At 62.8% G+C, this 24,285-nt stretch carries 24 protein-coding genes; 8 read left to right on the top strand and 16 right to left on the bottom strand.

From position 1 onward, the window contains the following. Nucleotides 1–67: 67 nt before the first annotated feature. From ACL0K2_RS12975 to zur, 4 genes are all read right to left on the bottom strand, one after another. Nucleotides 68–568: a YgjP-like metallopeptidase domain-containing protein gene (locus ACL0K2_RS12975; RefSeq protein ID WP_413042786.1), complete on the bottom strand. Its 501-nt coding sequence runs from the start codon at nt 566–568 to the stop codon at nt 68–70. Nucleotides 569–645: 77 nt separating this feature from the next. After that, complete coding sequence (znuB, locus tag ACL0K2_RS12970) at nt 646–1,434, bottom strand: zinc ABC transporter permease subunit ZnuB (protein WP_045160076.1); 789 nt, start codon at nt 1,432–1,434, stop codon at nt 646–648. 6 nt (nt 1,435–1,440) lie between these two features. Next, on the bottom strand, nt 1,441–2,211 hold the full coding sequence (gene znuC / locus ACL0K2_RS12965) for a zinc ABC transporter ATP-binding protein ZnuC (RefSeq protein WP_045160077.1): 771 nt from the start codon (nt 2,209–2,211) through the stop codon (nt 1,441–1,443). Next, entirely contained in the window at nt 2,208–2,693 is a 486-nt protein-coding gene (gene zur / locus ACL0K2_RS12960) for a zinc uptake transcriptional repressor Zur (RefSeq protein ID WP_045160078.1), read from the bottom strand. The genes znuC and zur overlap by 4 nt, the downstream gene beginning before the upstream one ends. 65 nt (nt 2,694–2,758) lie before the next feature. Here zur and ACL0K2_RS12955 point away from each other — a divergent pair, with 65 nt between their 5' ends. The 3 genes from ACL0K2_RS12955 (at nt 2,759) to ACL0K2_RS12945 (ending at nt 6,838) form a co-directional block, all read left to right on the top strand. Further along, nucleotides 2,759–3,769 carry a zinc ABC transporter substrate-binding protein gene (locus tag ACL0K2_RS12955; protein WP_413042785.1) on the top strand — a complete coding sequence of 337 codons (1,011 nt, stop codon included), beginning with the start codon at nt 2,759–2,761 and terminating at the stop codon, nt 3,767–3,769. 166 nt (nt 3,770–3,935) lie between these two features. Beyond that, on the top strand, nt 3,936–6,086 hold the full coding sequence (locus ACL0K2_RS12950) for an adenosylcobalamin-dependent ribonucleoside-diphosphate reductase (protein WP_413042784.1): 2,151 nt from the start codon (nt 3,936–3,938) through the stop codon (nt 6,084–6,086). Nucleotides 6,087–6,133: 47 nt separating this feature from the next. After that, nucleotides 6,134–6,838, top strand: coding sequence for an NrdJb (locus ACL0K2_RS12945; protein ID WP_413042783.1), 705 nt, complete (start codon nt 6,134–6,136; stop codon nt 6,836–6,838). A 60-nt stretch (nt 6,839–6,898) separates the two neighbouring features. Here the strand turns inward: ACL0K2_RS12945 and ppnN are convergent, their stop codons facing one another. From ppnN to ACL0K2_RS12930, 3 genes are all read right to left on the bottom strand, one after another. Beyond that, complete coding sequence (ppnN, locus tag ACL0K2_RS12940) at nt 6,899–8,272, bottom strand: nucleotide 5'-monophosphate nucleosidase PpnN (protein ID WP_045160081.1); 1,374 nt, start codon at nt 8,270–8,272, stop codon at nt 6,899–6,901. Between the two features lie 357 nt (nt 8,273–8,629). Further along, complete coding sequence (locus ACL0K2_RS12935) at nt 8,630–9,580, bottom strand: homoserine kinase (protein WP_413042782.1); 951 nt, start codon at nt 9,578–9,580, stop codon at nt 8,630–8,632. Nucleotides 9,581–9,611: 31 nt separating this feature from the next. After that, the gene (locus ACL0K2_RS12930) at nt 9,612–9,893 is read right to left on the bottom strand and encodes a DUF2782 domain-containing protein (RefSeq protein WP_045160083.1); all 282 of its coding nucleotides are present in this window, start codon (nt 9,891–9,893) and stop codon (nt 9,612–9,614) included. A 75-nt stretch (nt 9,894–9,968) separates the two neighbouring features. Here ACL0K2_RS12930 and polA point away from each other — a divergent pair, with 75 nt between their 5' ends. Beyond that, complete coding sequence (polA, locus tag ACL0K2_RS12925) at nt 9,969–12,713, top strand: DNA polymerase I (RefSeq protein ID WP_045160084.1); 2,745 nt, start codon at nt 9,969–9,971, stop codon at nt 12,711–12,713. A gap of 318 nt (nt 12,714–13,031) precedes the next feature. Here polA and ACL0K2_RS12920 read toward each other — a convergent pair whose 3' ends face one another. From ACL0K2_RS12920 to ACL0K2_RS12895, 6 genes are all read right to left on the bottom strand, one after another. Next, nucleotides 13,032–14,948, bottom strand: coding sequence for a DUF4105 domain-containing protein (locus ACL0K2_RS12920; RefSeq protein ID WP_045160119.1), 1,917 nt, complete (start codon nt 14,946–14,948; stop codon nt 13,032–13,034). Nucleotides 14,949–14,983: 35 nt separating this feature from the next. After that, entirely contained in the window at nt 14,984–15,304 is a 321-nt protein-coding gene (locus ACL0K2_RS12915; RefSeq protein WP_045160085.1) for a DUF2388 domain-containing protein, read from the bottom strand. Nucleotides 15,305–15,328: 24 nt separating this feature from the next. Further along, nucleotides 15,329–15,622, bottom strand: coding sequence for a DUF2388 domain-containing protein (locus ACL0K2_RS12910; protein ID WP_045160120.1), 294 nt, complete (start codon nt 15,620–15,622; stop codon nt 15,329–15,331). Nucleotides 15,623–15,710: 88 nt separating this feature from the next. After that, nucleotides 15,711–16,028, bottom strand: coding sequence for a DUF2388 domain-containing protein (locus ACL0K2_RS12905; RefSeq protein WP_045160086.1), 318 nt, complete (start codon nt 16,026–16,028; stop codon nt 15,711–15,713). A gap of 105 nt (nt 16,029–16,133) precedes the next feature. Next, complete coding sequence (locus ACL0K2_RS12900) at nt 16,134–16,334, bottom strand: DUF1127 domain-containing protein (protein WP_045160087.1); 201 nt, start codon at nt 16,332–16,334, stop codon at nt 16,134–16,136. A 163-nt stretch (nt 16,335–16,497) separates the two neighbouring features. Then, nucleotides 16,498–16,812, bottom strand: a complete 315-nt coding sequence (locus tag ACL0K2_RS12895) for a putative quinol monooxygenase (RefSeq protein ID WP_045160088.1) — start codon at nt 16,810–16,812, stop codon at nt 16,498–16,500. A 156-nt stretch (nt 16,813–16,968) separates the two neighbouring features. Between ACL0K2_RS12895 and ACL0K2_RS12890 the strand changes: the two genes are divergently transcribed. Beyond that, the gene (locus tag ACL0K2_RS12890) at nt 16,969–17,553 is read left to right on the top strand and encodes an NAD(P)H-dependent oxidoreductase (protein WP_045160089.1); all 585 of its coding nucleotides are present in this window, start codon (nt 16,969–16,971) and stop codon (nt 17,551–17,553) included. Nucleotides 17,554–17,613: 60 nt separating this feature from the next. Here the strand turns inward: ACL0K2_RS12890 and ACL0K2_RS12885 are convergent, their stop codons facing one another. From ACL0K2_RS12885 to ACL0K2_RS12875, 3 genes are read right to left on the bottom strand one after another with little or no spacing between them, the layout of a single operon-like run. Then, nucleotides 17,614–19,065: an NAD(P)(+) transhydrogenase (Re/Si-specific) subunit beta gene (locus tag ACL0K2_RS12885; RefSeq protein ID WP_045160090.1), complete on the bottom strand. Its 1,452-nt coding sequence runs from the start codon at nt 19,063–19,065 to the stop codon at nt 17,614–17,616. Then, the gene (locus ACL0K2_RS12880; RefSeq protein ID WP_014851051.1) at nt 19,062–19,382 is read right to left on the bottom strand and encodes an NAD(P) transhydrogenase subunit alpha; all 321 of its coding nucleotides are present in this window, start codon (nt 19,380–19,382) and stop codon (nt 19,062–19,064) included. Before ACL0K2_RS12880 ends, ACL0K2_RS12885 begins: the two co-directional genes overlap by 4 nt. Before the next feature lie 14 nt (nt 19,383–19,396). Further along, entirely contained in the window at nt 19,397–20,518 is a 1,122-nt protein-coding gene (locus ACL0K2_RS12875) for a Re/Si-specific NAD(P)(+) transhydrogenase subunit alpha (protein ID WP_045160092.1), read from the bottom strand. Nucleotides 20,519–21,044: 526 nt separating this feature from the next. Here ACL0K2_RS12875 and gspE point away from each other — a divergent pair. The 3 genes from gspE to gspG all read left to right on the top strand — a co-directional run bounded on the left by gspE (nt 21,045) and on the right by gspG (nt 24,285). Beyond that, the gene (gene gspE, locus ACL0K2_RS12870; protein WP_045160093.1) at nt 21,045–22,559 is read left to right on the top strand and encodes a type II secretion system ATPase GspE; all 1,515 of its coding nucleotides are present in this window, start codon (nt 21,045–21,047) and stop codon (nt 22,557–22,559) included. A 71-nt stretch (nt 22,560–22,630) separates the two neighbouring features. Then, nucleotides 22,631–23,845 (top strand): GspF family T2SS innner membrane protein variant XcpS, encoded by a 1,215-nt coding sequence (xcpS, locus tag ACL0K2_RS12865; RefSeq protein WP_045160094.1) that lies wholly within the window; start codon nt 22,631–22,633, stop codon nt 23,843–23,845. A 5-nt stretch (nt 23,846–23,850) separates the two neighbouring features. After that, a complete protein-coding gene (gene gspG / locus ACL0K2_RS12860) occupies nt 23,851–24,285 on the top strand; it encodes a type II secretion system major pseudopilin GspG (protein ID WP_045160121.1) in 435 nt (144 codons plus the stop codon).

Here is a 24,285-nt window from a genome sequence, read left to right as displayed (position 1 = left end):
CTCGTGTAGCGACGAGTGCCGGGCTTCCTTATGCCTGTCGTTCAGGTCAACGGGCGAAGGCGTCCGGCTAGGAAAGCTCACGCCAATGCAGGTAACAGCGCAGATCGAATTCGGTCTGTGCGTAGCCGGGCATCATGTGTTCGCAGAGCTTGTAGAAAGCTCGGTTGTGGTCGCTTTCGCGCAGGTGCGCCAGCTCATGGACGACGATCATCTGTAGGAACTCCGGTGCCGCTTCCTTGAACAACGCGGCAACACGGATCTCCTTCTTCGCCTTGAGTTTGCCGCCCTGAACCCGCGATACCGCGGTATGCAGGCCGAGGGCGCGGTGCGTCAGGTCCAGGCGATTGTCATAGAGCACCTTGTCGACACCCGGTGCGCTTTTCAGATGGGTTTGGCGCAATTGCTGGACGTAGCCATACAGCGCCTTGTCGCTTTGCACCTGATGGCGCTGCGGGTAGCGTCTTTCGAGGTAATCCCCCAGCCGACCTTCGGCGATCAACTGACGGACCTGTTGTTGCAAGGCGTCCGGATAGCCTTGCAGATATCGCAGGGAGGCGGTGGGGTTCATGTCTGTGCCGTAAGCGGTGGTCAGTGTCGTGTGGCGGGAACCGTTGAGGACTGTGCGGTCGCCCTCGATTAGATGGATTAACCCGGGCGGCGCCGCCAGGCGAAGCTCAGCAGGAACAGCGCCGCCGCCGACACCACGATCGACGGTCCGGCCGGAGTGTCCTCGTACCATGACAGCGACAGACCCATGCAGACCGCGAGCAGGCCGATCAGACTCGCGCCCAGGGCCATCTGCTCCGGTGTGCGGGCGTGGCGCTGGGCCGCCGCGGCCGGAATGATCAACAGCGAAGTGATCAACAGCACGCCGACGATCTTCATCGCCACGGCGATCACCATGGCGATCAGCAGCATCAGCGCCATCCGTATGGCCGCTACCGGCAGCCCTTCCACTTTTGCCAGTTCTTCATGCACGGTCACCGCCAGCAATGGTCGCCACAACGGGATCAGCGCCAGCAGCACCAACGCGCTGCCGCCGGCGATCCAGGCCAGATCCGTTGGGCCAACCGCCAGCAGGTCGCCGAACAGATAGCCCATCAGGTCGATGCGCACGTCCTGCATGAAGCTCAGCGATACGAGCCCGAGGGATAGGGTGCTGTGCGCGAGGATGCCCAGCAGCGTGTCCGACGCCAGCGGCTGACGCTGCTGCAGGGTGACCAGCAGAACCGCCAGGAGCACGCAGCAGACGATGACCGCCAGGGTCAGGTTGACCTCCAGCATCAACCCCAGCGCCACGCCGAGCAGCGCGGAATGCGAGAGCGTATCGCCGAAATAGGCCATGCGCCGCCAGACCACGAAGGAGCCGAGCGGGCCGGCCACCAGCGCCAGCGCGAGGCCGGCAAGTAGTGCGTTGAGAAGGAAGTCAGGCATTGGTGATCAGTGCTTGCAATTCGGGCCGTGAATATGGGGTTTGCCAGTGACCACGCTGCCGTGCAGGTCATGGCTGTGGTCGTGTTGGTGGTGATAGACCGCGAGGCTGCGCGCGTCCTGGCCGAACAGTTCGACGAAGGCCGGGTCGGTGCTGACCTGCTCTGGATGGCCCGAGCAGCACACATGACGATTCAGGCAAACCACCTGATCCGTCGCGCTCATCACCAGATGCAGGTCATGGGAAACCATCAGAACGCCGCAGCCGTAACGCTCGCGCAGCCGGCCGATCAGCCGGTAAAGCTCGGCCTGGCCGGCGACATCGACGCCCTGCACCGGCTCGTCCAGCACCAACAGCTCCGGCTCGCGCAGCAGTGCGCGCGCCAGCAGCACCCGTTGCATCTCACCGCCGGAAACGGACTGCAGCGGACTGTCGATCACCTGCTCGGCGCCGACTTCCTTCAGCGCGGCCAAGGCCGCTGCGCGATCCACACCCGGCACCAGACGCAGAAAACGCAGCACAGAGAGCGGCAGGGTCGGGTCGACGTGCAGCTTCTGTGGCATATAACCGACGCGCAGTTTCGGCTTGCGCCAGACCGCGCCGCTGTCCGGTTTCAGCAAGCCGAGCACGGCGCGTACCAGCGTGGTCTTGCCGGCCCCGTTAGGGCCGATCAGCGTGACGATCTCGCCACGGTGCACCCGTAGTTCAGCGCCTTCCAAGACAGTCTGCTTGGCGAACTGCACATGGATATCATCCAGGCGGATCAACGCCTCGTTCATGCAGTGCTCCGGCACGGCGCACAGAGGCCGACTACTTCCACCGTCTGGCCTTCGACCTGGAAACCCACGCTGCGCGCGGACTGATCGATGGCCTCGCTGATGCTCGGCTGTTCCAGCTCGATGGCCGTATGGCAGTTGCGGCAGATCAGGAACTGGCCCTGATGCGGGTGCTCGGGGTGGTTGCATCCGATGAACGCATTGAGCGAGGCGATGCGGTGCACCAGGCCGTTCTCCAGCAGGAAATCCAATGCTCGATAAACCGTGGGCGGCGCCGCGCGGCGGCCATCCTGGGCCGTCAGTTCGGCAAGGATGTCGTAGGCACCGAGCGGCTTGTGGCTTTGCCAGACCAGCTCCAGTACACGCTTGCGCAGGGCGGTCAGGCGCACACCGGAGCGCTCGCAGAGGAGGTCGGCTTCGGCCAGGGCACTGCTGACGCAGTGGTCATGGTCATGGGGCGTGCAGGCCAGCGGGGACTTGGGCATGAGCGGAGACGAGGTGGCTTAGAGACGTTATTATGTTACCCATTCAGTTCAATCGAGTGTTGCCCGTGTTTCGTCTTTTTTCGATACCGCTTCTAGTGACCGCCAGCCTTTTCAGCAGTGCCCAAGCCCATGCCGAGATCGAGGTGCTGACCAGCATCAAGCCCCTGCAGCTGATCGCCGCTGCCGTTCAGGACGGTGTCGGCAAGCCGGCGGTTTTGCTACCACCGGGCGCTTCGGCCCATCACTATGCCCTGCGACCTTCCGACGTACGGCATGTTCGCAGTGCCGATCTGCTCTACTGGATCGGCCCGGACATGGAGGGCTTTCTGGAGCCGGTGCTGAAAGGGCGCAAAGGCTCGAGCTTAGCCGTCCAGTCGTTGCCGGGCCTGACGCTGCGTCATTTCGGCGACGCGCATGACGCCTCCCACGGCCATGACGAGCATGCGGGTCACGACGACCACGATGAGCATGCGCACGAGTCGCAGGACGCGCACGAGAGCCACGACGAACCTGCAACGGCGGATCACCACGAGCATGATCACTCGCACCGTCCGGGCAGTCTCGATGCCCACCTCTGGCTGTTGCCGGCCAACGCCGAGGTCATCGCCGTGCGAATGGCTGGCGACCTGGCGGCCGTCGATCCGGCTAATGCGCCGCGCTATCAGGCGAATCTCGAGGCGTTCAGGCAGCGTCTGGGTGAGCTCGACAAGCGTCTGCAGGCGCGGCTGAGCAGCATCGGCAATAAACCCTTCTTTGTATTCCACGAGGCTTACGACTATTTCGAGGCGGCTTACGGCCTTGAGCACACCGGTGTGTTCAGCGCTGGTGGCGAGGCCCAACCCGGAGCGCGTCACGTGGCGGAGATGCGCCAGCGTCTCGAACAGGCCGGCCCCAGCTGCGTGTTCCACGAACCACCGGCCCGTCCGCGTCTGGCTAGCGCCCTGGTCCGCGGTCTGCGGGCAAAAGTGGCCGAGCTGGATGCCATGGGCCATGGTATCGATGCTAATGCTGACGGCTATGCGAGGTTGATCGAAAACCTCGGAACTTCGCTCGCCGAATGCGTGGAATCGCTCTAGCGCCTCGATGTGACGCCGATGCGCTTGGCTGCGTTGAGGCGAGTCCGCCATCGCCGCGCAGCTTCCGTACGTCGATGGAGTTGACTGGGATCAGGTGTTCTTTCCCGCTACCTGGCATAAGCTTCTTGCTTCGGTTTTTCATCATCGACACGAGGATGCGTAGCGCATGGCGAAGACGGACGGGCCCATCGCGGCACAAAGCAAGACCACTTCCAGCATCGCCTTGCAGGCGACCTCCGAAGATATCTGGGCGCAGAAGTACCGCCTGACCCGCAAGGATGGCAGCCCGGTCGACGACAGCGTCGATGCCACATGGCAGCGGGTGGCGCGGGCGTTGGCCGACGTTGAGCCGGCCGAGCAGCGTGAACACTGGTACGAGCGCTTCCTTTGGGCGCTGCGCAACGGCGCGATTCCCGCCGGACGGATCATTTCCAACGCTGGCGCGCAGGACTTCAAACCCGCCACCTCGACCATCAACTGCACCGTCTCCGGCACCATCAGCGATTCGATGGACGACATCCTCGGCAAGGTTCACGAGGCCGGACTGACGCTCAAGGCCGGTTGCGGCATCGGCTACGAGTTCAGCACGCTGCGCCCGCGCGGCTCATTCGTTTCCGGGGCCGGCGCACATACCAGCGGGCCGTTGTCGTTCATGGATATCTTCGACAAGATGTGCTTCACCGTCAGCTCCGCCGGCGGTCGGCGCGGCGCGCAGATGGGTACCTTCGATGTCGGCCATCCGGACGTGCGCGAATTCATCCGCGCCAAGCGTGAGGACGGTCGGCTGCGCCAGTTCAACCTGAGTCTGCTGATCACCGATGAGTTCATGCAGGCGGTAGACAGCGATGCCGACTGGCCGCTGATCTTCCCGCTGCACCTCAAGGAAAAGGCCGAGCTGGACCTCGAAGACTCAGAGCAGGTGGTCTGGCGCGAGTGGCCGAGCCACGACGGCTACGTCGTGCGCGATGATGGTCTGGTGGCCTGCAAGATCTACGGGCGTGTCAAGGCGCGGCACCTGTGGGACATGATCATGGTGTCCACCTACGACTACGCCGAGCCGGGCTTCATTCTCATCGACCGGGTCAACCAGCTGAACAACAACTGGTGGTGCGAAGCGATCCGCGCCACCAACCCCTGCGGCGAGCAACCGCTGCCGCCCTATGGCTCCTGCCTGCTGGGCTCGATCAACCTGACTCATTTCGTCATCGATCCGTTCGGCGTCGATGCACGCTTCGACTGGGACAAGTATCGCGAAGTGGTGCGCCTGTTCACCCGCATGCTGGACAACGTCGTGGAAATCAATGGACTGCCGCTGGAACAGCAGCGCCATGAGATCGAAAGCAAGCGTCGTCATGGTATGGGCTTCCTCGGCCTCGGCTCGGCCCTGACCCTGCTCAAGTTGCGCTACGGCAGTCCGGAAGCTTGCGTGTTCACCGAAGAAGTCGCGCGTGAAATGGCGTTGGTTGGTTGGGAACAGGCGCTGGAACTGTCGAAAGAGAAGGGCCCGGCGCCGCTGTTGACTGAGACTTTCGAGGTGACCGCCGAGATGCTGCGCAAGCGCCCGGAAATGAAAAAGGACGGCTTCAAGGTCGGTGACCAGGTACCGGGCCGCGTCCTGCATGCGCGGTACTCGCGCTACATGCAGAAGATCGCCGAATACGCGCCCGAGCTGATCGAGGCACTGGCCGAGCAGGGCGCGCGCTTCACCCATCACAGTTCCATCGCGCCCACCGGTACCATCAGCCTGAGCTTGGCCAACAACGCCTCCAACGGTATCGAGCCGAGCTTCGCACACCACTATTCACGCAACCTGATCCGCGCCGGTCGCAAGGCCAAGGAAAAGATCGAGGTGTTCAGCTACGAGCTGCTGGCCTACCGCACGCTGATCAATCCCAAGGCGCAGCCAGGCTCCGGTGATCCGGCGCAGCAGCTGCCCGACTACTTCATCACCGCCGACGACATCACCCCGACGCAGCACGTCGATATTCAGGCCGCAGCGCAGAAATGGGTCGACTCGTCGATTTCCAAGACCGCCAACGTACCCACCGACTACCCCTTCGAGGCGTTCAAGGACATCTACCGCTATGCCTGGCGTCAGGGGCTCAAGGGCTGCACCACCTTTCGCTTCAATCCGACCGCTTTTCAGGGGGTGCTGGTCAAGGAGGCCGATCTGGAGAAGACCCTGTACCGCTTCGTGCTCGAAGATGGCAGCGTGGTCGAGCTCAAGGGCAACGAGGAAGTCGAGTACGACGGCGAAGTGAACACCGCGGCCAACCTGTTCGATGCCTTGAAAGAAGGCTATTACGGTAAGTACTGAGCCATTGATAGTCGGACGGCGCGCGCCGCCCGGATGGAGAATTCGCAATGACCGTCAAGATCACTCAGCGCATCAAGGGCTTCAAGGTTGTCGACGAAACCCTCGAGCGCCCCGTTGCAACGTCAGACAGCAGTACCGGCACGCCCAGCAAGGCCACCGTGGTGGAAATGGACGAAAGTCTGCAACGCCCGGAAACGCTGGTTGGCATGACCTACAAGATCAAATCGCCGCTGTTCGAGCATGCGCTCTACGTCACCGTGAACGACGTCGTGCTCAACGCCGGCACGCCCCATGAGCAGCGCCGGCCGTTCGAGATTTTCATCAATTCGAAGAACATGGACCATTTCCAGTGGATCGTCGCGCTCACACGGATCATGTCCGCGGTGTTCCGCAAGGGCGGTGACTGCACTTTCCTGGTCGAGGAGCTGAAAGCCGTGTTCGACCCGCGCGGTGGCTACCTGAAGAAGGGCGGTGTCTACATGCCGTCAATCGTCGCCGAGATCGGCGGCGTACTGGAGCGTCACCTGATTGCCATCGGCATGCTCGAAGGCCACGCGCTGGACGAAACCCAGCTCAAGTACTTGGCCGAGAAGCGCGCGGCTTACGAAGCCAGCCAGGGCGCAGTGGCCGTAGAGCCGGGGGAAGGCTTCCCGGCGGGCGCGCAGCTGTGCAACAAATGCAACACCCAGGCCGTGGTGCAGATGGATGGCTGCGCCACCTGTCTGAACTGCGGCAATTCGAAGTGCGGCTGAACGGTTACTGAGCCGCTGCCAGCCGGCTGACGGCGCGAACCGTCCACCGGCCCGCCCAGTTCAGGTCACTACCCGGTAGCACGGCTCGTATGGGCGGCCACCGGGCAACTTCATCCGGTGTTGCAGGACGAAGGCCTGCAACAGCTCATCCAGTGGTTTCATGATCGCCGGATCGCCATGGATCTCATAGCGGCCGAACTGCTCGATGCGGCGGATGCCATTGTCTTTGACGTTTCCTGCGACGATTCCGGAAAACGCCCGGCGCAGGTTCGCTGCCAGTTCATGCGGTGGTACGTCTCGGGTCAGCTGCAGGCTGGCCATGTTTTCATGGGTCGGGTCGAAGGGACGTTGGAAGCCTTCCTCGATCTTCAGCAGCCAGTTGAAGTGGAATGCATCGTTGCGTTCGCGGCGGAACTGTTTGACTGTTTTCAACCCCTCGACCATCTGACGAGCCACTTCGGCGGGGTCGTCGATGACGATCTGATAGTGGCGCTGGGCCTCCTCTCCGAGGGTCGCACCGACGAAATCACGCAACTGTTGCAGATAGGGCGCCGCGCTTTCCGGGCCGGTGAGGATGACCGGGAAGGGCACCTCACGGTTGTCCGGGTGCAACAGAATGCCCAGCAGATAGAGGAATTCTTCCGCCGTGCCGACGCCGCCGGGAAAGATGATGATGCCGTGCCCGACACGGACGAAGGCTTCCAGACGCTTTTCGATGTCCGGCAGGATCACCAGCTCATTGACGATCGGGTTCGGCGCCTCGGCGGCGATGATGCCCGGTTCGGTCAGCCCCAGGTATCGGCCAGCCAGAATGCGTTGTTTGGCATGGGCAATGGTCGCGCCCTTCATCGGGCCCTTCATGACCCCCGGGCCGCAGCCGGTGCAGACGTTCAGATTGCGCAGCCCCAGCTCATGGCCGACACGCTTGCTGTACTTGTATTCCTCGGTGCTGATCGAGTGCCCGCCCCAACACACCACCATGTTCGGCTCGACGCCCGGGCGCAGCGTGCGGGCGTTGCGTAGCAGGTGAAAAACGTAATCGGTGATGCCCTGGGAGCTGCTCAGGTCGATACGCTGGCTGCCGAGCTCGCTTTCCGTGTACACGATGTCGCGCAGCGCACTGAAGAGCATTTCGCGGGTACTGGCGATCATCTCGCCATCGACGAAGGCATCGGCGGGCGCGTTGAGCAGTTCCAGGCGGACGCCGCGATCCTGCTGGTGGATGCGCACTTCGAAGTCGTCATAGGCCTCGAGGATGGTTTTGGCGTTATCGATACGCGCGCCGGTGTTGAGGATGGCCAGGGCGCACTGGCGGAACAGGGCGTAGGTGGTGCCGGAACTGGCTTCGCTCAGTTGTTGGACTTCCCGTTGCGACAGCGTTTCCAGACTGCCTTTGGGGCTTACCGAGGCATTGATTACGTAGCGTGAGGTCATTCGTTCTGTTCCCTGAAAACAATGCCACCGAGCCAGGCAGGTCAGGCGCATCAGGATGTGACGTGTCCGGGTTGGGCCCGGAGCGCGTAGTTATTCTGGTTCGACAGCGCGACGCCAGTGTTGATCGAAAGTCTGCATCCGCAGGCTGGGGCGAAAGCCGGTCATGTTACTTCGGCCGCGTCGACGAGCATGGGGACTTCTTGACGTCAGGGATATGGAAATGTTCCTTGCCCCTGCATGGCGAGCGCCGCTGCCGAAGACTACGACCGCAAACGGCGTCGTTCGTCTTCGCTCGAGCGGGATGCTTGAACTGTACCGTACTCGGGCGTCGCGCGGCGCTCTGCCCGGCGGAACCCTCTAGAGTGCGAACGGCAATACGCTGTGGCACTGCTGGCGGGCAGCGAGCAGATGGCGAAATTCGTCAGGATCCTTGATCAACACGGGCTGCCCGGCGAAGTTCTGTGCGGCGATCAGACGCGAAAGCCAAAAGCGCACGCAGGCCACGCGCAGCATCGGTTTCCATAACTCGGCTTCGGCCGGGGTGAACCGGCGCAGGCTGGAGTAGGCGGCCAACAGCGCCTGGCTGCGCTCCTCGTCGAGTTCACCGTTGGGATGTGAGCACCAGTCGTTCACCGTGATGGCGATGTCATAGAGCATCGGGCCGGCGCAAGCATTGTAGAAGTCGATCACGCCGCTCAGGTGGTTGCCCTCGAACAGTACGTTGTCGCGGAACAGGTCGGCGTGCAGGTTGGCGCGTGGCAGGGCGAGGATCTTCGGTTTCAGCTCGGCGATTTCCGCCAGACCGTCGCGCAGCAGCGGCAGTTGCTCCTCGGGCAGGGTCATGGCGAGGCTGGGGCCCTCTGCTTGCATCCAGTCCAGGCCGCGGTCGCTGCGACGTTCGATGATCTGCTCGCGGGTGGCCAAATGCAGTCGCGCCAGCAGCCGACCGACTTCGGTGCAGTGGTGCGCGTTGGGCGCGGTGACATGCTTGCCCGGCAGCCGCGGCTGCAGCATCGCCGGCTTCTCCGCCAGGCTGCGCAGGGCTTCGCCGCGTGCCGTGCGCAATGCGTAAGGCACCGGCAGGCGTGCCCGATGCAGCACGTCGAGCAGTTCGATGAAGAACGGCAAATCCTGGGTTGGGCCGCGTTCGACCAGGGTCAGGACATATTCACCCTGTTCCAGGCTAACGAAGAAATTGCTGTTCTCGCTGCCCGCGGCGATGCCCTCGAAGTCGCGCAGGCGCCCGAGTTGATAAGGCGCCATAAAGACTTCCAGCTCTTCGCGTTGCAGCGGAGTGAATACCGACATGAATGGCCTTCCGTTAAACGTCTTTGCAGCGTTACCAGCTGAATATTTCCCAAGCGGGGATCAGCATATCCGGCTTGTCGGCGCGGATGAAATTGCTGTCGCCATCGGCGCGTACCAGGAAGTACGGCTTGCCGGTCTTGGGGATGATCTTCACAGCATAGAGGAAGCCGTTGACCCGATATTCCTCGACGGTCCGCTCACCTTCCTGGCGAATGGTCACATCGGGCTCGCCCTCGACGGGCTCCTGGGCGAAGCCGGTCAGCGGCATGAACGCCAACAGGCTGGCCAGCATCAGAGGTTTGATCGCGCGCATGATAACCTTGCCCTTTGTCGTCAAGTGGTCCGATGCATTCTAGCTGCGGTCCCGCCGAAAAGGTTGATCCTGCTCATGAGCCAAGCGCCCCTCGTTCTGGTGGACGGTTCGTCCTACCTCTATCGCGCCTTTCACGCCCTGCCTCCGTTGACCACATCCACCGGCAAGCCCACCGGTGCGGTGAAGGGCGTGCTGAACATGTTGCTGGCGCTGCGCCGGCAGTATCCGAACAGCCCGTTCGCGGTGGTCTTCGATGCCAAGGGGCCGACCTTCCGTGACACCCTGTTCGCCGAATACAAGTCCCATCGCCCGCCGATGCCGGATGACCTGCGCAGTCAGGTCGAGCCGCTGCATGCCAGCGTGCGTGCGCTGGGCATGCCGCTGTTGTGCGTCGACGGCGTCGAGGCCGACGACGTGATTGGAACACTGGCGCGCCAATGTGCGGCGCTGGGACGCGACGTGATCATCTCCACCGGCGACAAGGACATGGCGCAGCTGGTCTGCCCGCACGTCACCCTGGTCAATACCATGACCGGCAGCGTCTATGACATCGAGGGTGTGAGGACCAAGTTCGGCGTCGGCCCGGAGCTGATCATCGATTTCCTCGCGCTGATGGGCGACAAGGTCGACAACATCCCGGGCGTGCCCGGCGTTGGCGAGAAGACGGCTTGCGGGCTGCTTAATGGCATAGAGGGTGGTCTGAACGGCTTGTACGCGAACCTCGACAAGGTCTGCGACCTGCCGATCCGCGGCGCCAAATCCTTGGCTGCCAAGCTCGCAGAGCATCGCGACGCGGCGTTCATGTCCTACGAACTGGCGACGATCAAGATCGACGTACCGCTGGACGTACAAGTCGCCGATCTGATGCCGGGCGAGCCGCATCGCGAGGCGCTGATCGCGCTGTACCGTGAGCTGGAATTCAAGAACTGGCTCGATGAGTTGCTGCGCGAGGCCAAGGTCGCCGGCGAGAACTGCGAGGAGCAGCCGGAGGATTGTTCGATCCAGGCCGAGGCCCGCTACAGCACCGTGCTCGATCAGGTCGAATTCGACGGCTGGCTGGCGCGTCTGCAGGCCGCCGAGTGCTTCGCCTTCGACACCGAAACCACCAGCCTCGATGCGCAGAGGGCGCAACTGGTCGGCCTCTCCTTCGCAATCGAGGCGGGTGAGGCCGCCTACGTGCCGCTTTGCCACAGCTACATGGGCGTACCGCAGCAACTCGACCGCGATGCGGTGCTCGCCGCGCTCAAGCCGCTGCTGGAAGATCCGCACAAGTTGAAGATTTGCCAGCACGGCAAGTACGACATGAATGTACTGATGCATTACGGCGTGGAGATGCGCGGCATGTGTTTCGACACCATGCTCGAATCCTATGTGCTCGATGCCACGGCCACGCGCCACGACATGGACAGCCTGGCACTGAAGTATTTGGGTCGCGGCACCATCCGTTTCGAGGACATTGCCGGCAAGGGCGCCAAGCAGCTGACCTTCGATCAGATCGCCATCGAGCAGGCGGGCCCCTATGCCGCCGAGGATGCCGACGTCACTCTGCGCTTGCATCAGAACCTGCTCGGCAAGCTGGAAGCCACGCCGTCGCTACTCAAGGTACTCAACGAGATCGAGATGCCGCTGGTGCCGGTGCTGGCGCGCATCGAGCGTAACGGTGCGCTGGTCGACGCGCAGTTGCTCGGCCAGCAAAGCGTCGAGCTGGGCGAACGCCTGGTGCAGCTCGAGCGCGAAGCCTTCGAGATCGCCGGGGAGGAATTCAATCTCGGTTCGCCCAAACAGCTCTGCGCGATCCTTTATGAAAAGCTCGGCTGCCCGGTGCTGTCGAAAACGGCCGGCGGTCAGCCGTCGACCGCTGAAAGTGTGCTGGCCGAGCTGGCCGAGCGGGACTATCCGCTGCCCAAGGTCATCATGCAGCACCGCTCCTTGAGCAAGCTCAAGGGCACCTACACCGACAAGCTGCCGCAGCAGATCAACCCGCGCACCGGCCGCATCCACACCAGCTATCACCAGGCGGTGGCGGCAACCGGGCGGCTGTCCTCATCGGACCCGAACCTGCAGAACATCCCGATCCGCACCGCCGAGGGCCGGCGCATCCGCCAGGCCTTCATCGCTGCGCCCGGCTACAAGCTGCTGGCGGCCGATTATTCGCAGATCGAGCTGCGCATCATGGCCCATCTGGCCCAGGATGCCGGCTTGTTGTATGCCTTCCAGAACGACCTGGACGTGCACCGCGCCACCGCCGCAGAAGTCTTCGGCGTCGAGCTGGAACAGGTGACCAACGATCAGCGGCGCAGTGCCAAGGCGATCAATTTCGGCCTGATCTACGGCATGAGCGCCTTCGGCCTGGCCAAACAGATCGACGTCGCCCGCGGCGAGGCGCAGGCCTATATCGACCGCTACTTTGCGCGCTATCCCGGCGTGCTCGCTTACATGGAGCGCACCCGCGCCCAGGCGGCCGAGCAAGGCTATGTCGAGACCCTGTTCGGCCGTCGGCTGTATCTGCCGGAGATCAATTCGAAGAACGGCGCCATGCGCAAGGGCGCCGAGCGCACCGCGATCAATGCGCCGATGCAGGGCACGGCCGCCGACATCATCAAGCGCGCCATGATCAGCGTCGACAGCTGGCTACAGGAGAGTGGGCTGGATGCGCGCGTCATCTTGCAGGTACACGATGAACTGGTGCTCGAAGTGCGCGAGGACTTGGTCGAGCAGGTGCGCGCGCAGATTTGTCCGCTGATGAGTCAGGCCGCCGAGCTGGACGTGCCGTTATTGGTCGAGGCAGGTGTGGGCAACAACTGGGACGAGGCGCATTGAACACTCGCGCACCAATGGGGCCTGGGTATGACGTACTAGAGCGGCTGACCGGTAGTCGGAATATTTTCTTCAGTCCTGGTTGAACTTCGGAAGCAAACAGCCGGTCTGAGGCTACGAAGGGTGTGAAAGCCCTTCGATGCTCCTTGTTGTGTTAAGTGTTGGCAGATCTCTGGACCTCGCCCTAGCGGTCCGGATTTGGACCTCGAACTTCCCCCTCCCCCAACGAAGTTCGAGGTTTTTTTTCGTCCCGAGAAAAGTCGCGTGAACAGGTTGAGTCGCCTGGATGCATACAGGGTTTGAAGGCGTATGCCGATCCTGTCAGGGCAGTTGCAAGCCGCCACCGGCTTTGTGCAGGCGCCGCAAGTGGTCGCCGATCTGCACCAGGTTGGCCTCCACGTTCTCCAGCTCCATGCGACGTTCTTCGCCCAACAACAAGCGGACTTCTTCGTTCAGCGTCTCGGTGAGTTGCATGAGCTGCGCCTGGCGCTGGCTGCTTTCCTGCTCCAGTCGCTGCCACTCGCTGGCCTGCGGCAGCCCGTAACCGCCGTCGAGCAGTTGTGCCGGTTGGCTCAGATAGCCGCTGTTGGCGAGGATGCCTTGCAGGGTTTCATCGGCCTTGGCGAGGCTTGTATCACCCTGCTCGCGGCCGCCCAGGTAGCGCTTCTTGAGTTCCTCCTGCGCCAGGAGCAGGTGCTGTCGCAGCGCCGCCTGTTCGACCAGCAGCAGTGCCGCGCTGGCGCGCAGATCGGCCTTCGCGATCCATGGGCGACGCTGCTCGGCACGGAGCGCCAGCCATTGCTCGACATCTTCTTGCGGCAGTCCGAGACGTTCGCGAAGCACGGCGAACATCGCCTGGTAGCGATCGCGGTAGGAGTCGAAGCGATAGCCCAGGCGCAGCGCTTCGTACGGATCGTCGAGCACGCTGGCGTCGGCCAGGCCGCGATTGATCAGGATTTCCAACAGCCCGCTGGGCAGGATGCTGTCCAGCGCGGTGAGTTCCGGCCGTGCGGTGCCGCTGCGCAGCAGCTTGAGGGTTTCCACCGCGCAGTTGTTGGACAGGAAGTAATAATCGCCGTCGTAGCTCCAGTGCATCTCGGCGCTGCGTTCGACCAGCCTGTCGATCTCATCGCGCTCCAGTTTGAGCGGGATCGAGGCGAGGCTGCGTAGCTCGACCTTGGTGTATTCCTCGATCACCTGACCCAGCGGAAGAACGAACAGGCGTGACGGATAGACACCCGTCAGGCCATCCCAGCTGGACAGCTGCACGTCGCCGACAAAGGCGCGGAAGGACAGCACCAGGTGATGATCCAGATCCAGTCGGCAAGCCGGCCCGCGCGGACGACCGGGGGCGCAGATGACCAGGCGCAGCATGCTGTGGCCCCAACGGCTTACCCAGGCGTCATTGGCCTCGGCGAACAGGTAGTCGACCGCGTAGACCCGCTCCGGATTGAGCTTGATCAAGGGAGCTCGCGCGAAATCATGTCCGGCGTTGAGAATCGGCAGGCCGCCGTCGCAGGCCTGCACATCGGTCGGCTGCCAGCCGAAATGCTCGCGAAAATAGCGATGCAGGGAAGGCCGTCGGCAGGCGTAGCTGGGGTCGAGCAGGAAGTACTCCAGGTTCACCGCGACGAATTCAAGCGGGTTGGTCAGCTCGTAAGCATCGGGGCTGCGCGCTATTTGGGCGTTTTTCCGCTCGCGCTCGCCGTGCTGGCCGACACGCTGGGGCCAGCCGGCGAGGTCGAGCAGACGTGGATCATCGCTGAGGGTGAAGCGGCGTTCGGTTTGCCCGCGGCAGCGGTCCGGCAACCCGACCAGGCCGAGGCTGGCGGCGCGTTGGCTGCAGAAGGCTAATTGCGCATGGCGTTCGGACGACCAGAGCCGAGCACGATCATAGAGGTGCCCGACTTCGTGAATCAGTGTCGCCAACAGTTCTCTGCGAACGGTGCCGTGGGGGCGGTCGGTACGTTGTGTGGCGGCGGAACCATCGGTCAGGGAGGGCAGCAGGCGTCGGTTGAGCAGTAGCAGATCGCCTCCCGCGCTGCCATATACCTGGTGCGTCAGACCGTCGTGCCAACGCACACGCACCTCACGATCAAGCCGTTCGACCAACCTCGGCGGCAGCGCCGCCGTGGCTTCGTCGAGTAATTGCTGGCTGGCTGCGCGTTCGGCCGGCTGCAGCTCGTTGTCGTCGAGGGTCAGGTGCAGATCGGCGTGACACAGGTTGGCTAGCGCCATGAGCGCAACATAGGCCAGCCAGGCGCGAACTGGTTTCACTGCGAGAGAATGAGTTCAGCCAGGGCCTGATCGCTGGCTTGCCGGGCTTCCGGAAATGCACTGCGCAGCCCACCGAAAGCAGCTTCCAGGCGTGCACCACGAATTTCACCTGCACTGGCGACGAAGCCGGCGGCTTCGTCACGGGCTTCGCTGACGACTTTCATATCGCTGATGCGGCTGGTGACATCCGAGGTGAAGTTGATGCTGCGGTCCAGCGCATTGATCACGATGTTGCTGGTGGCGACCAGCGTTTGGGCCTGGACGCCACTGGCGAGTAGGGTCAGTGCGAGGGGCGCGGCGAACAGCTTCAATTTCATGTAGGTTCTCGTGAAAGCGGGTGGCTATTGGATGAGGATTGCTTCGGCCAGTTCCAGATCGCTTGCTGCCAGCTGCGGCTGTTGCCGGTGGAGCCAACGCAATGCCGCTTCCAGCCGCGCGCCGCGGACCTCACCCTGGCTGGCGACGAAGCGGGCCGCGTCATCGCGCGAGTCGAGGATCAGCTTGTTATCGAATGGGGCGCTGGTTACCTGGCTGGCAACGTAGCTGAAGGCGACGGTGCCAGCGATAGTGCTGTCGAATGCCTGCGCAGTCCCGCAGAAGGCGCAGCTGGCCAATACAAGATAGAACGAACGCATGTTGATCCCGGTGCCGAAAAACAGCCGCATAGGCTAGCGAAACGCCAGCCTGACGGCCAGCGCTGCGGCCCGGGTTTAATGGGGTGGGTCAGAGCGCCAGGATAGCGTTGGCCAGTTCCAGATCGCTGGCACTCAGGCCTGGCGCCTGGCTGCGGATATGGCCCAGCGCGGCCTCGAGCTGGGCTCCACGCGCTTTGCCATCGCTGGCAACGAAGCGGGCCGCATCGTCGCGGGCGTCGAGCACCAGCTTGTCGTCACCCAGGTTTGAGGTGAAGTCGGAGGTGCCTTCGACGCTATTGACCAACGAGGCACCGATGGCATCGACCGTCCCCGTGATACTTCCGGCCGAGGCGGTTCCCGCAACCAGGCAAGCAACGGCGGCGACAGACAATAGATACTTGTTCATAGACTTCTCCAGGCTAGACGCGGCTTCCCGCCGATAGCGGCTTGGACCGCCGACGGGTGGTGCCGTTCAGCTTAGGTTGCAGGATCTTGCCTGGGAAGTGCGATGTCAGCGCCAAAATGGTTTTTCCAGCTCGGCCATGCGCTCACTGCGGCTGATGCCGATGTCCGACAACTGGTGCTCATCCAGCGCGGCCAGCTGACGTCGGGTGCGGGCCCGTCGATGCCACAGGTGCAGCAATTCAACCAGTCGACGCAGCGATAGCGAGCCAGTACCGAGCCTGAGCGTGCGGGGCAGTACGCGTTCCATCTGCCTTCTCCTTCCCGCCGATTCGCGGGGGTGGGGTATGGGTAGATAGGGTCGCGTGCTGCGCTGTTACGTAACAGTCACAGGGACTGTGAATTGTGCCGGTTCAGTTGTCAGGGGTGATCAACTGTACCGCTGTTTCGCCGACGAAACTGTTTGGCCCGACTCAGCGCTGGGCGGACGAGGCGCTGAGCATTTCGATCGGACGAACCTCGAAATCGCGGCTAAGGAAATCCATACGCTGCTCACGGAAGTTGCGCATATGCGGCAGCGCATTGTGCGCCGCCAGATGCTCAGGTGACTGCCAGACCTCGAAGAAAATGAACAGGGTCGGGTCCTGCGCGTCGCGCAGCATGTGGTACTCGACGCAGCCGTCCTCGGCCCGGCTTGCGGCAACGTAGCGGTTGAACAGCGCTTCGAATTCGGCCGATTTTTCCGGTCGGGTGTAGGCGTGAAGGATAAAGGCGCAACGTTCGCTCATGGGGCTTGCTCCGCTGATGGGTGTAAACAGCCTAAGGCATTAACGGGTCGCTGATTCGTGACTTTCAGTCAACACGCTTTTGCTTGCAGCGCTCTGTTTTGCCGCGCGGGCGGTCGTTAGGCTGCCCGCCATTCTCATTTGCTGGATACGCCTTCCATGAAAAAAATCCTGCTCCTCAACGGTGCCAAACAGTTCGCCCATTCCGATGGTCGCTACAACACCACGCTTCACGAAACCGCCTTGCGGTTTCTCGACCGTGCCGGCTTCGACGTCAAGCAAACCCAAATAGACGCGGGTTACGACCTGGCCGAAGAAGTCGCCAAGTTTCTCTGGGCGGACGTGATCATCTATCAGATGCCCGGCTGGTGGATGGGCGCGCCCTGGACGGTGAAGCAATACCTCGACGAGGTATTCACCGAGGGCCACGGCAGCCTCTACGCCAACGACGGGCGCACGCGTTCCGATGCCTCGCAGAAGTACGGCAGCGGCGGGCTGTTGCAGGGCAAGCAGTACATGATTTCGGCGACCTGGAACGCGCCGCAGCAGGCCTTCGACGATCCGACGGACTTCTTCGAAGGCAAGGGGGTGGATGCCGTCTACTTCCCCTTCCACAAGGCCAACGAATTTCTCGGCATGACAGGCCTGCCGACCTTCCTCTGTGTGGATGTCATGAAGCGACCCTCGATCGAGGCCGACATCCAGCGTTACGAAGCGCACCTGGCGCGGGTATTCGGCGGCTGATCGGGCAAGAAAAAGCCCCTCGCGGCCGGGCCGGGAGGGGCTTTGGTGTAGCGGTGTCGCTTATTCCACGGCCTTGACCATGTCCTCGACGACCTTCTTGGCATCGCCGAAGACCATCATGGTCTTGTCCATGTAGAACAGTTCGTTGTCGAGGCCCGCATAACCGCTGGCCATGGAGCGCTTGTTAACGATGACCGTCTTGGCCTTGTAGGCCTCGAGGATCGGCATCCCGGCGATGGGCGACTTCGGATCGTTCTTCGCCGCCGGGTTGACCACGTCGTTGGCGCCGAGCACCAGCACCACGTCGGCCTGGCCGAACTCGGAGTTGATGTCTTCCATCTCGAAGACCTGCTCGTACGGCACTTCGGCCTCGGCCAGCAGCACGTTCATGTGGCCGGGCATACGGCCGGCAACCGGGTGGATCGCGTACTTCACGGTCACGCCCATATGGGTCAGCTTCTCGGCCAGCTCCATCAGTGCATGCTGCGCGCGAGCCACCGCCAGGCCGTAGCCAGGAACGATGATCACGGTGTCGGCGTTCGACAGCAGGAAGGCGGCGTCATCGCTGGAACCGGATTTGACCGGACGCTGTTCCTGGCTGCCCTTGGCCGGGCCGGCATCGGCATCGGCGCCGAAGCCACCGAGGATGACGTTGAAGAACGAACGGTTCATCGCCTTGCACATGATGTACGAGAGGATCGCGCCGCTCGAACCCACCAGGGAGCCGGCGATGATCAGCATCGAGTTGTTCAGCGAGAAGCCGATACCGGCCGCCGCCCAGCCCGAGTAGCTGTTGAGCATCGAGACCACCACTGGCATGTCGGCGCCGCCGATGGGGATGATGATCAGCACGCCGATCACGAAGGCCAGCGCCACCAGGATCATGAACGCGGTGAAGTTGCCGCTGAAGGTGTAGATCAGACCCAGTACCAGAATCGCCACGCCCACGGCGAGGTTGATCTTGTGCTGGTTGGGGAACACCACCGGCGCGCCTTGGAACAGCCGGAATTTGTACTTGCCCGACAGCTTGCCGAAGGCGATCACCGAACCGGAGAAGGTGATGGCGCCGATGGCTGCGCCGAGGAACAGCTCCAGGCGGTTACCGGCCGGGATCGGATAGCCGATGGCCTGGACGATACCCAGCGATTGCGGTTCGAGCACCGCAGCGATGGCGATGAATACCGCGGCCAGACCGATCATGCTGTGCATGAAGGCAACCAGCTCGGGCATCTTGGTCATCTCGACGCGCTTGGCCATCAGTGTACCGATGCTGCCGCCGATCAGCAGGCCGAGGACGATAAAGCCCAGACCGCTCCAGGGGCTGGCGCTTTCGACCAGCTGCGCGCCGAGTTTGAACACCAGGAACACCGTGGTGACCACGGCGATGCCCATGCCGATCATGCCGAACAGGTTGCCGCGGCGTGAGGTGGTCGGGTGCGACAGGCCTTTCAAGGCCTGGATGAAGCTCACCGAGGCGATGAGGTAGAGCAGGGTGATCAGGTTCATGCTCATGGCTTGGACTCCGCCTTAGCGCCAGCGCGCTCCTTCTTCTTGAACATTTCCAGCATGCGACGGGTGACCAGGAAGCCACCGAAGACGTTGACCGCGGCCAGGGTCACCGCCAGGGTGCCCATCAGCTTGCCCATCGGCGTGACGGTCAGGGCGGCGGCGAGCATGGCGCCAACGATGACAATCGCCGAAATGGCGTTGGTGACCGCCATCAGCGGGGTATGCAGCGCGGGGGTGACGTTCCAGACCACGTGGTAGCCGACGTAAATCGCCAGCACGAAGATGATCAGGTTGTAGATGCCATCAGATATCAGGTCCATTCTTTAGGGCTCCCTTAACCGTTGGTGCGCACGACCTGGCCGTCGCGGCACATCAGGCACGCGGCGACGATGTCGTCTTCAAGATTGAGCTGGAACTTGGCTTCGCCATCGATCACCAGCTTGAGGAAGTCCAGCAGGTTGCGTGCGTATAGCGCCGATGCATCCGCCGGCACGAGGGTCGCCAGGTTGGTGTAGCCAACCAGGGTCACGCCGTGCTTGACCACCACCTGATCGGCTTCGGTCAATGGACAGTTGCCGCCCTGAGAAGCGGCGAGGTCGATTACCACCGAGCCGGGCTTCATCTGCTGCACGGTTTCTTCCTGCAACAGCGTCGGCGCCTTGCGGCCCGGGATCAGCGCGGTGGTGATAATGATGTCGGCCTGCTTGGCACGCTCGTGCACGGCTTGAGCCTGACGTGTCATCCAGGACGCGGGCATTGGACGGGCATAGCCGCCAACGCCTTCGGCGCATTCGCGCTCTTCGTCGGTCTCGAACGGCACGTCGACGAACTTGGCGCCGAGCGATTCGATCTGCTCTTTCACCGCCGGGCGTACGTCCGAGGCTTCGATCACCGCGCCCAGGCGCTTGGCCGTGGCGATGGCCTGCAGACCGGCCACACCGGCGCCAAGGATCAACACCCGTGCGGCCTTCACCGTACCAGCAGCGGTCATCAGCATCGGCATGAAGCGCGGATACTGGTTGGCGGCGACCATTACGGCCTTGTAACCGGCGATGTTGGCCTGCGACGAAAGCACGTCGAGGCTCTGTGCACGCGAGGTGCGCGGCGCCGCTTCCAGAGCGAAGGCGGTGATGCCGCGTGCGGCCATGCGCGCGATGTTTTCATTGTCGAAGGGATTGAGCATGCCGACCAGAACCGTACTCGGCTGCATCTGCGCCAGTTCGGTTTCGCTCGGTGCGTTCACCTTCAGCAGGATCTCTGCTGCGAACGCCGCAGCGGCATCGGCGATGGTAGCGCCTGCCGCCTCGAAGGCACTGTCCGGGATGCTGGCCTGTACGCCAGCCCCGCTCTGCACCGTCACCCGATGCCCTTGCCCGATCAGCTTCTTGATGGTTTCCGGTGTCGCGGCGACGCGCGTCTCACCGGGCCTGGTTTCGAGAGGAACACCAATGTGCATTGTTCTTGTTCTCCTGCTTGATCGTTACCTGCGGGCTGTCCGGTCATCCGGCTGTTCGCACCGCGGGTGGTACTTTTCGCCCGGCCACTACGGGTGGCGGCCGGGTGTGGATCGGCTAACGGGCCCCTGCACTGCTGGTCGGGCCTGTTGCGGCGCGGCATTCTGCAATCGCCGCAAAAATCAAACAACTGTTTTAATCGGAACGCCAATGCGCCGCTTCGTTCACGACGTGACCGTTAGGTTGCTTTGTACCGCTGCAGGCAGCGTCCGTATTGGATTCGACCTTCGTATAAGGTTCCATGGCGAATATGCACGGCGCAATCATGAATGACCGCCCATAGATGCGGTATTCGCCCGCAGCCTTGGCTATATTCGACCTTGGTGCCGGTTTGCCGAGGGGCCTGTAATGCGCTGATGAAAAACTGTCAGAGGTTTGCAATGTCATGCATTCCTTGTAGTCCAAAGCGGTTGGTCGCGCTGGCTTCAGCGCGACCTGCTCATAGCTTTTTCCGAGGATCGATACTGCATGGCCGAACTGGACGTGAACGAGATGACCGCGCTGCTGGAGGAGCCGGTCCAGCGGCGCCTGCCATTTGCCTTCGCCCGGCGCCATGGTGTGATCTTGCTGGATCGCCCCGAAGGCTTGCGCCTGTGTGCACGTGAAGGCGCCCCGTTGACCGCCTTGCAGGAAGCGCAGCGCATCGCGGGTGGCCCGCTGGCCATGCAGTGGTTGGCGCAGGATGAATTCGAGCAGGCCTTGAGCGCGGCCTACCAGCACGACTCCTCGGCGGCGATGCTGATGGTCGAGGGCCTGGGTGACGAGATGGACCTGCACAGCCTGGCCGATCAGATCCAGGAAACCGAAGACTTGCTGGAGCAGGAGGACGATGCGCCGATCATCCGCCTGATCAACGCCATTCTCGGCGAAGCGATCAAGGAAAACGCCTCGGACATCCATGTCGAGACCTTCGAGAAGCGTCTGGTGATCCGCTTCCGCATCGACGGCATTCTTCGCGAAGTGGTGCAACCCAAGCGCGAGTTGGCGGCGCTGCTGGTCTCACGGATCAAGGTCATGGCGCGGCTGGATATCGCCGAGAAGCGCATCCCTCAGGACGGCCGGATTTCCCTGCGGGTCGGAGGCCGCGAAGTCGATATCCGTGTCTCGACGTTGCCTTCGGCCAATGGTGAACGGGTGGTATTACGTCTGCTCGACAAGCAGGCAGGGCGCCTCACGTTGCGCCATCTGGGCATGAGCGATCGCGACCGTAAAGTGATGGAGCAGGCCGTGCAGAAGCCGCACGGCATCATTCTCGTCACCGGCCCGACCGGCTCGGGCAAGACCACCACGCTTTACGCCAGCCTGGTCACGCTCAACGACCGCTCGCGCAACATCCTCACCGTCGAGGACCCGATCGAATACAACCTCGAAGGCATCGGCCAGACCCAGGTCAACACCAAGGTCGACATGACCTTCGCCCGCGGGTTGCGCGCGATTTTGCGCCAGGATCCGGATGTGGTGATGGTCGGTGAGATCCGCGACCAGGAGACCGCTGACATGGCTGTGCAGGCGTCGCTGACCGGCCACCTGGTACTGTCGACGCTGCACACCAACAGCGCCATCGGTGCGGTGACACGCCTGGTGGACATGGGCGTGGAACCCTTCCTGATTTCCTCGTCGCTGCTCGGCGTGCTGGCCCAACGCCTCGTGCGCGTGCTGTGTAATGACTGCAAACGCGCCTACGTCGCCGACGAGGCCGAATGTGCACTGTTCGGCCTCGATCCGAGCGAGGCGCCGACGCTCTATCACGCTGAGGGTTGCGACGTCTGCCGGCAGCTGGGCTACCGTGGGCGGACCGGCATCTACGAACTGGTGATGTTCGACGACGCCCTGCGCAGCATGATCCACACCCGCGCACCCGAGCAGGACATGCTCCGCCACGCCCGCCGACTGGGCCCAAGTATTCGCGAGGACGGCTTGCGCAAGGTGCGCGAAGGCGTGACCACCATCGAAGAAGTGCTGCGCGTCACGCGAGAGGAGTAACGGATGAGCTGTACCGCTACAGGGACCGTTAGGGCCATGCAGGCCTGCAGACTCGGCGGAGGCCGTGGCTGATGGCGGCGTTCGAATATGTCGCACTCGACCCGCGCGGCCGCGAGCAGAAGGGCCTGATCGAGGCGGACAGCGCGCGGCAGGCTCGGCAGCTGTTGCGCGAGAAGCAGTGGTCGCCGTTGGAGGTCAAACAGGCCAAGGCCAAGGAAGACACCACTGGCGGTGGCTTCGGCTTTGGGCGTGGGCTTTCGGCTCGTGATCTGGCGTTGGTGACCCGCCAGCTCGCCACGCTGGTCCAAGCCGCGCTGCCCATCGAGGAGGCCCTGCGCGCCACGGCGGCGCAGTCGACCTCGCAGAAGATCAAATCGATGCTGCTGGCGGTGCGCGCCCGAGTAATGGAGGGTCACAGTCTGGCGGGCTCGCTGCGCGAATATCCTTCGGCCTTTCCCGAGCTGTACCGAGCCACTGTTGCAGCGGGCGAGCATGCTGGACATCTGGGTCTGGTGCTCGATCAGCTGGCCGACTACACCGACCAGCGCCAGCAGTCGCGACAGAAGATCCAGCTGGCGCTGCTGTATCCGGTGATTCTGCTGGTGGCTTCGCTGGCCATCGTGGTGCTGCTGCTGGGCTATGTGGTGCCGGACGTGGTGAAGGTCTTCGTCAATACCGGACAGCAGCTGCCGGCGTTGACGACCGGGCTGATCGCCGTGAGCGAAGTGGTGCAACGCTGGGGTTGGCTGATGCTCATCGGAATCGTTGCGGGAGGCCTGGCGATGCGGCAGGCGCTGCGTGACGAAAAGATCAAGCGGCGCTGGCATGCTTTCATCTTGCGCATTCCATTGGTGGGGCGTCTGGCGCGGGCGACCAATACGGCGCGCTTCGCCTCGACCCTGGCGATTCTCACCCGCAGCGGCGTACCGCTGGTGGACGCGCTGGGCATCGCCGCGGCGGTGATCGCCAACCTGCGCATCCGTGACAAGGTCATCGAGGCGGCGCAGCGGGTGCGTGAAGGTGGCAGCCTGACCCGCGCGCTGGATGCCACCGGCGAGTTCCCGCCGATGATGCTGCACATGATCGCCAGCGGCGAGAAATCCGGCGAGCTCGATCAGATGCTCGCGCGCACCGCGCGCAATCAGGAAAACGACCTGGCCGCGCAAATCTCGTTGCTGGTCGGTCTTTTCGAGCCCTTCATGCTGGTGTTCATGGGGGCTGTGGTATTGGTGATCGTTCTGGCGATCCTGCTGCCGATTCTTTCTCTCAATCAACTGGTGGGCTAGTGAGCATGACGTTGAACGACCGCAGACAGAGGGGCTTCACCCTCATTGAAATCATGGTGGTGGTGGTGATCCTCGGGATTCTCGCCGCACTGGTGGTGCCGCAGGTGATGAATCGCCCGGACCAGGCCAAGGTGACCGTGGCCAAAGGCGATATCAAGGCGATCAGCGCCGCCCTCGACATGTACAAGCTGGATAACTATTCCTATCCCAGCACCCAGCAAGGGCTGGACGCGCTGGTGGAAAAGCCCGGTGGCAATCCACAGCCGAAGAATTGGAATCGCGACGGCTACCTCAAGCGCGTGCCCAAGGACCCTTGGGGCAATGAATACCAATACCTGTCGCCGGGCACCCATGGCCAATTCGATCTGTATTCCTACGGCGCCGATGGCAAACAGGGCGGTTCTGAGCTGAACGCGGACATCGGTAGCTGGGATCTCTGA

It is taken from the genome of Pseudomonas sp. YJ42 (genome assembly GCF_047225135.1).
Lineage (GTDB): Bacteria > Pseudomonadota > Gammaproteobacteria > Pseudomonadales > Pseudomonadaceae > Stutzerimonas > Stutzerimonas stutzeri_E.
Note: the sequence above shows the minus strand (reverse complement) of the source record. Positions and strands in the feature narration are given on the sequence as shown.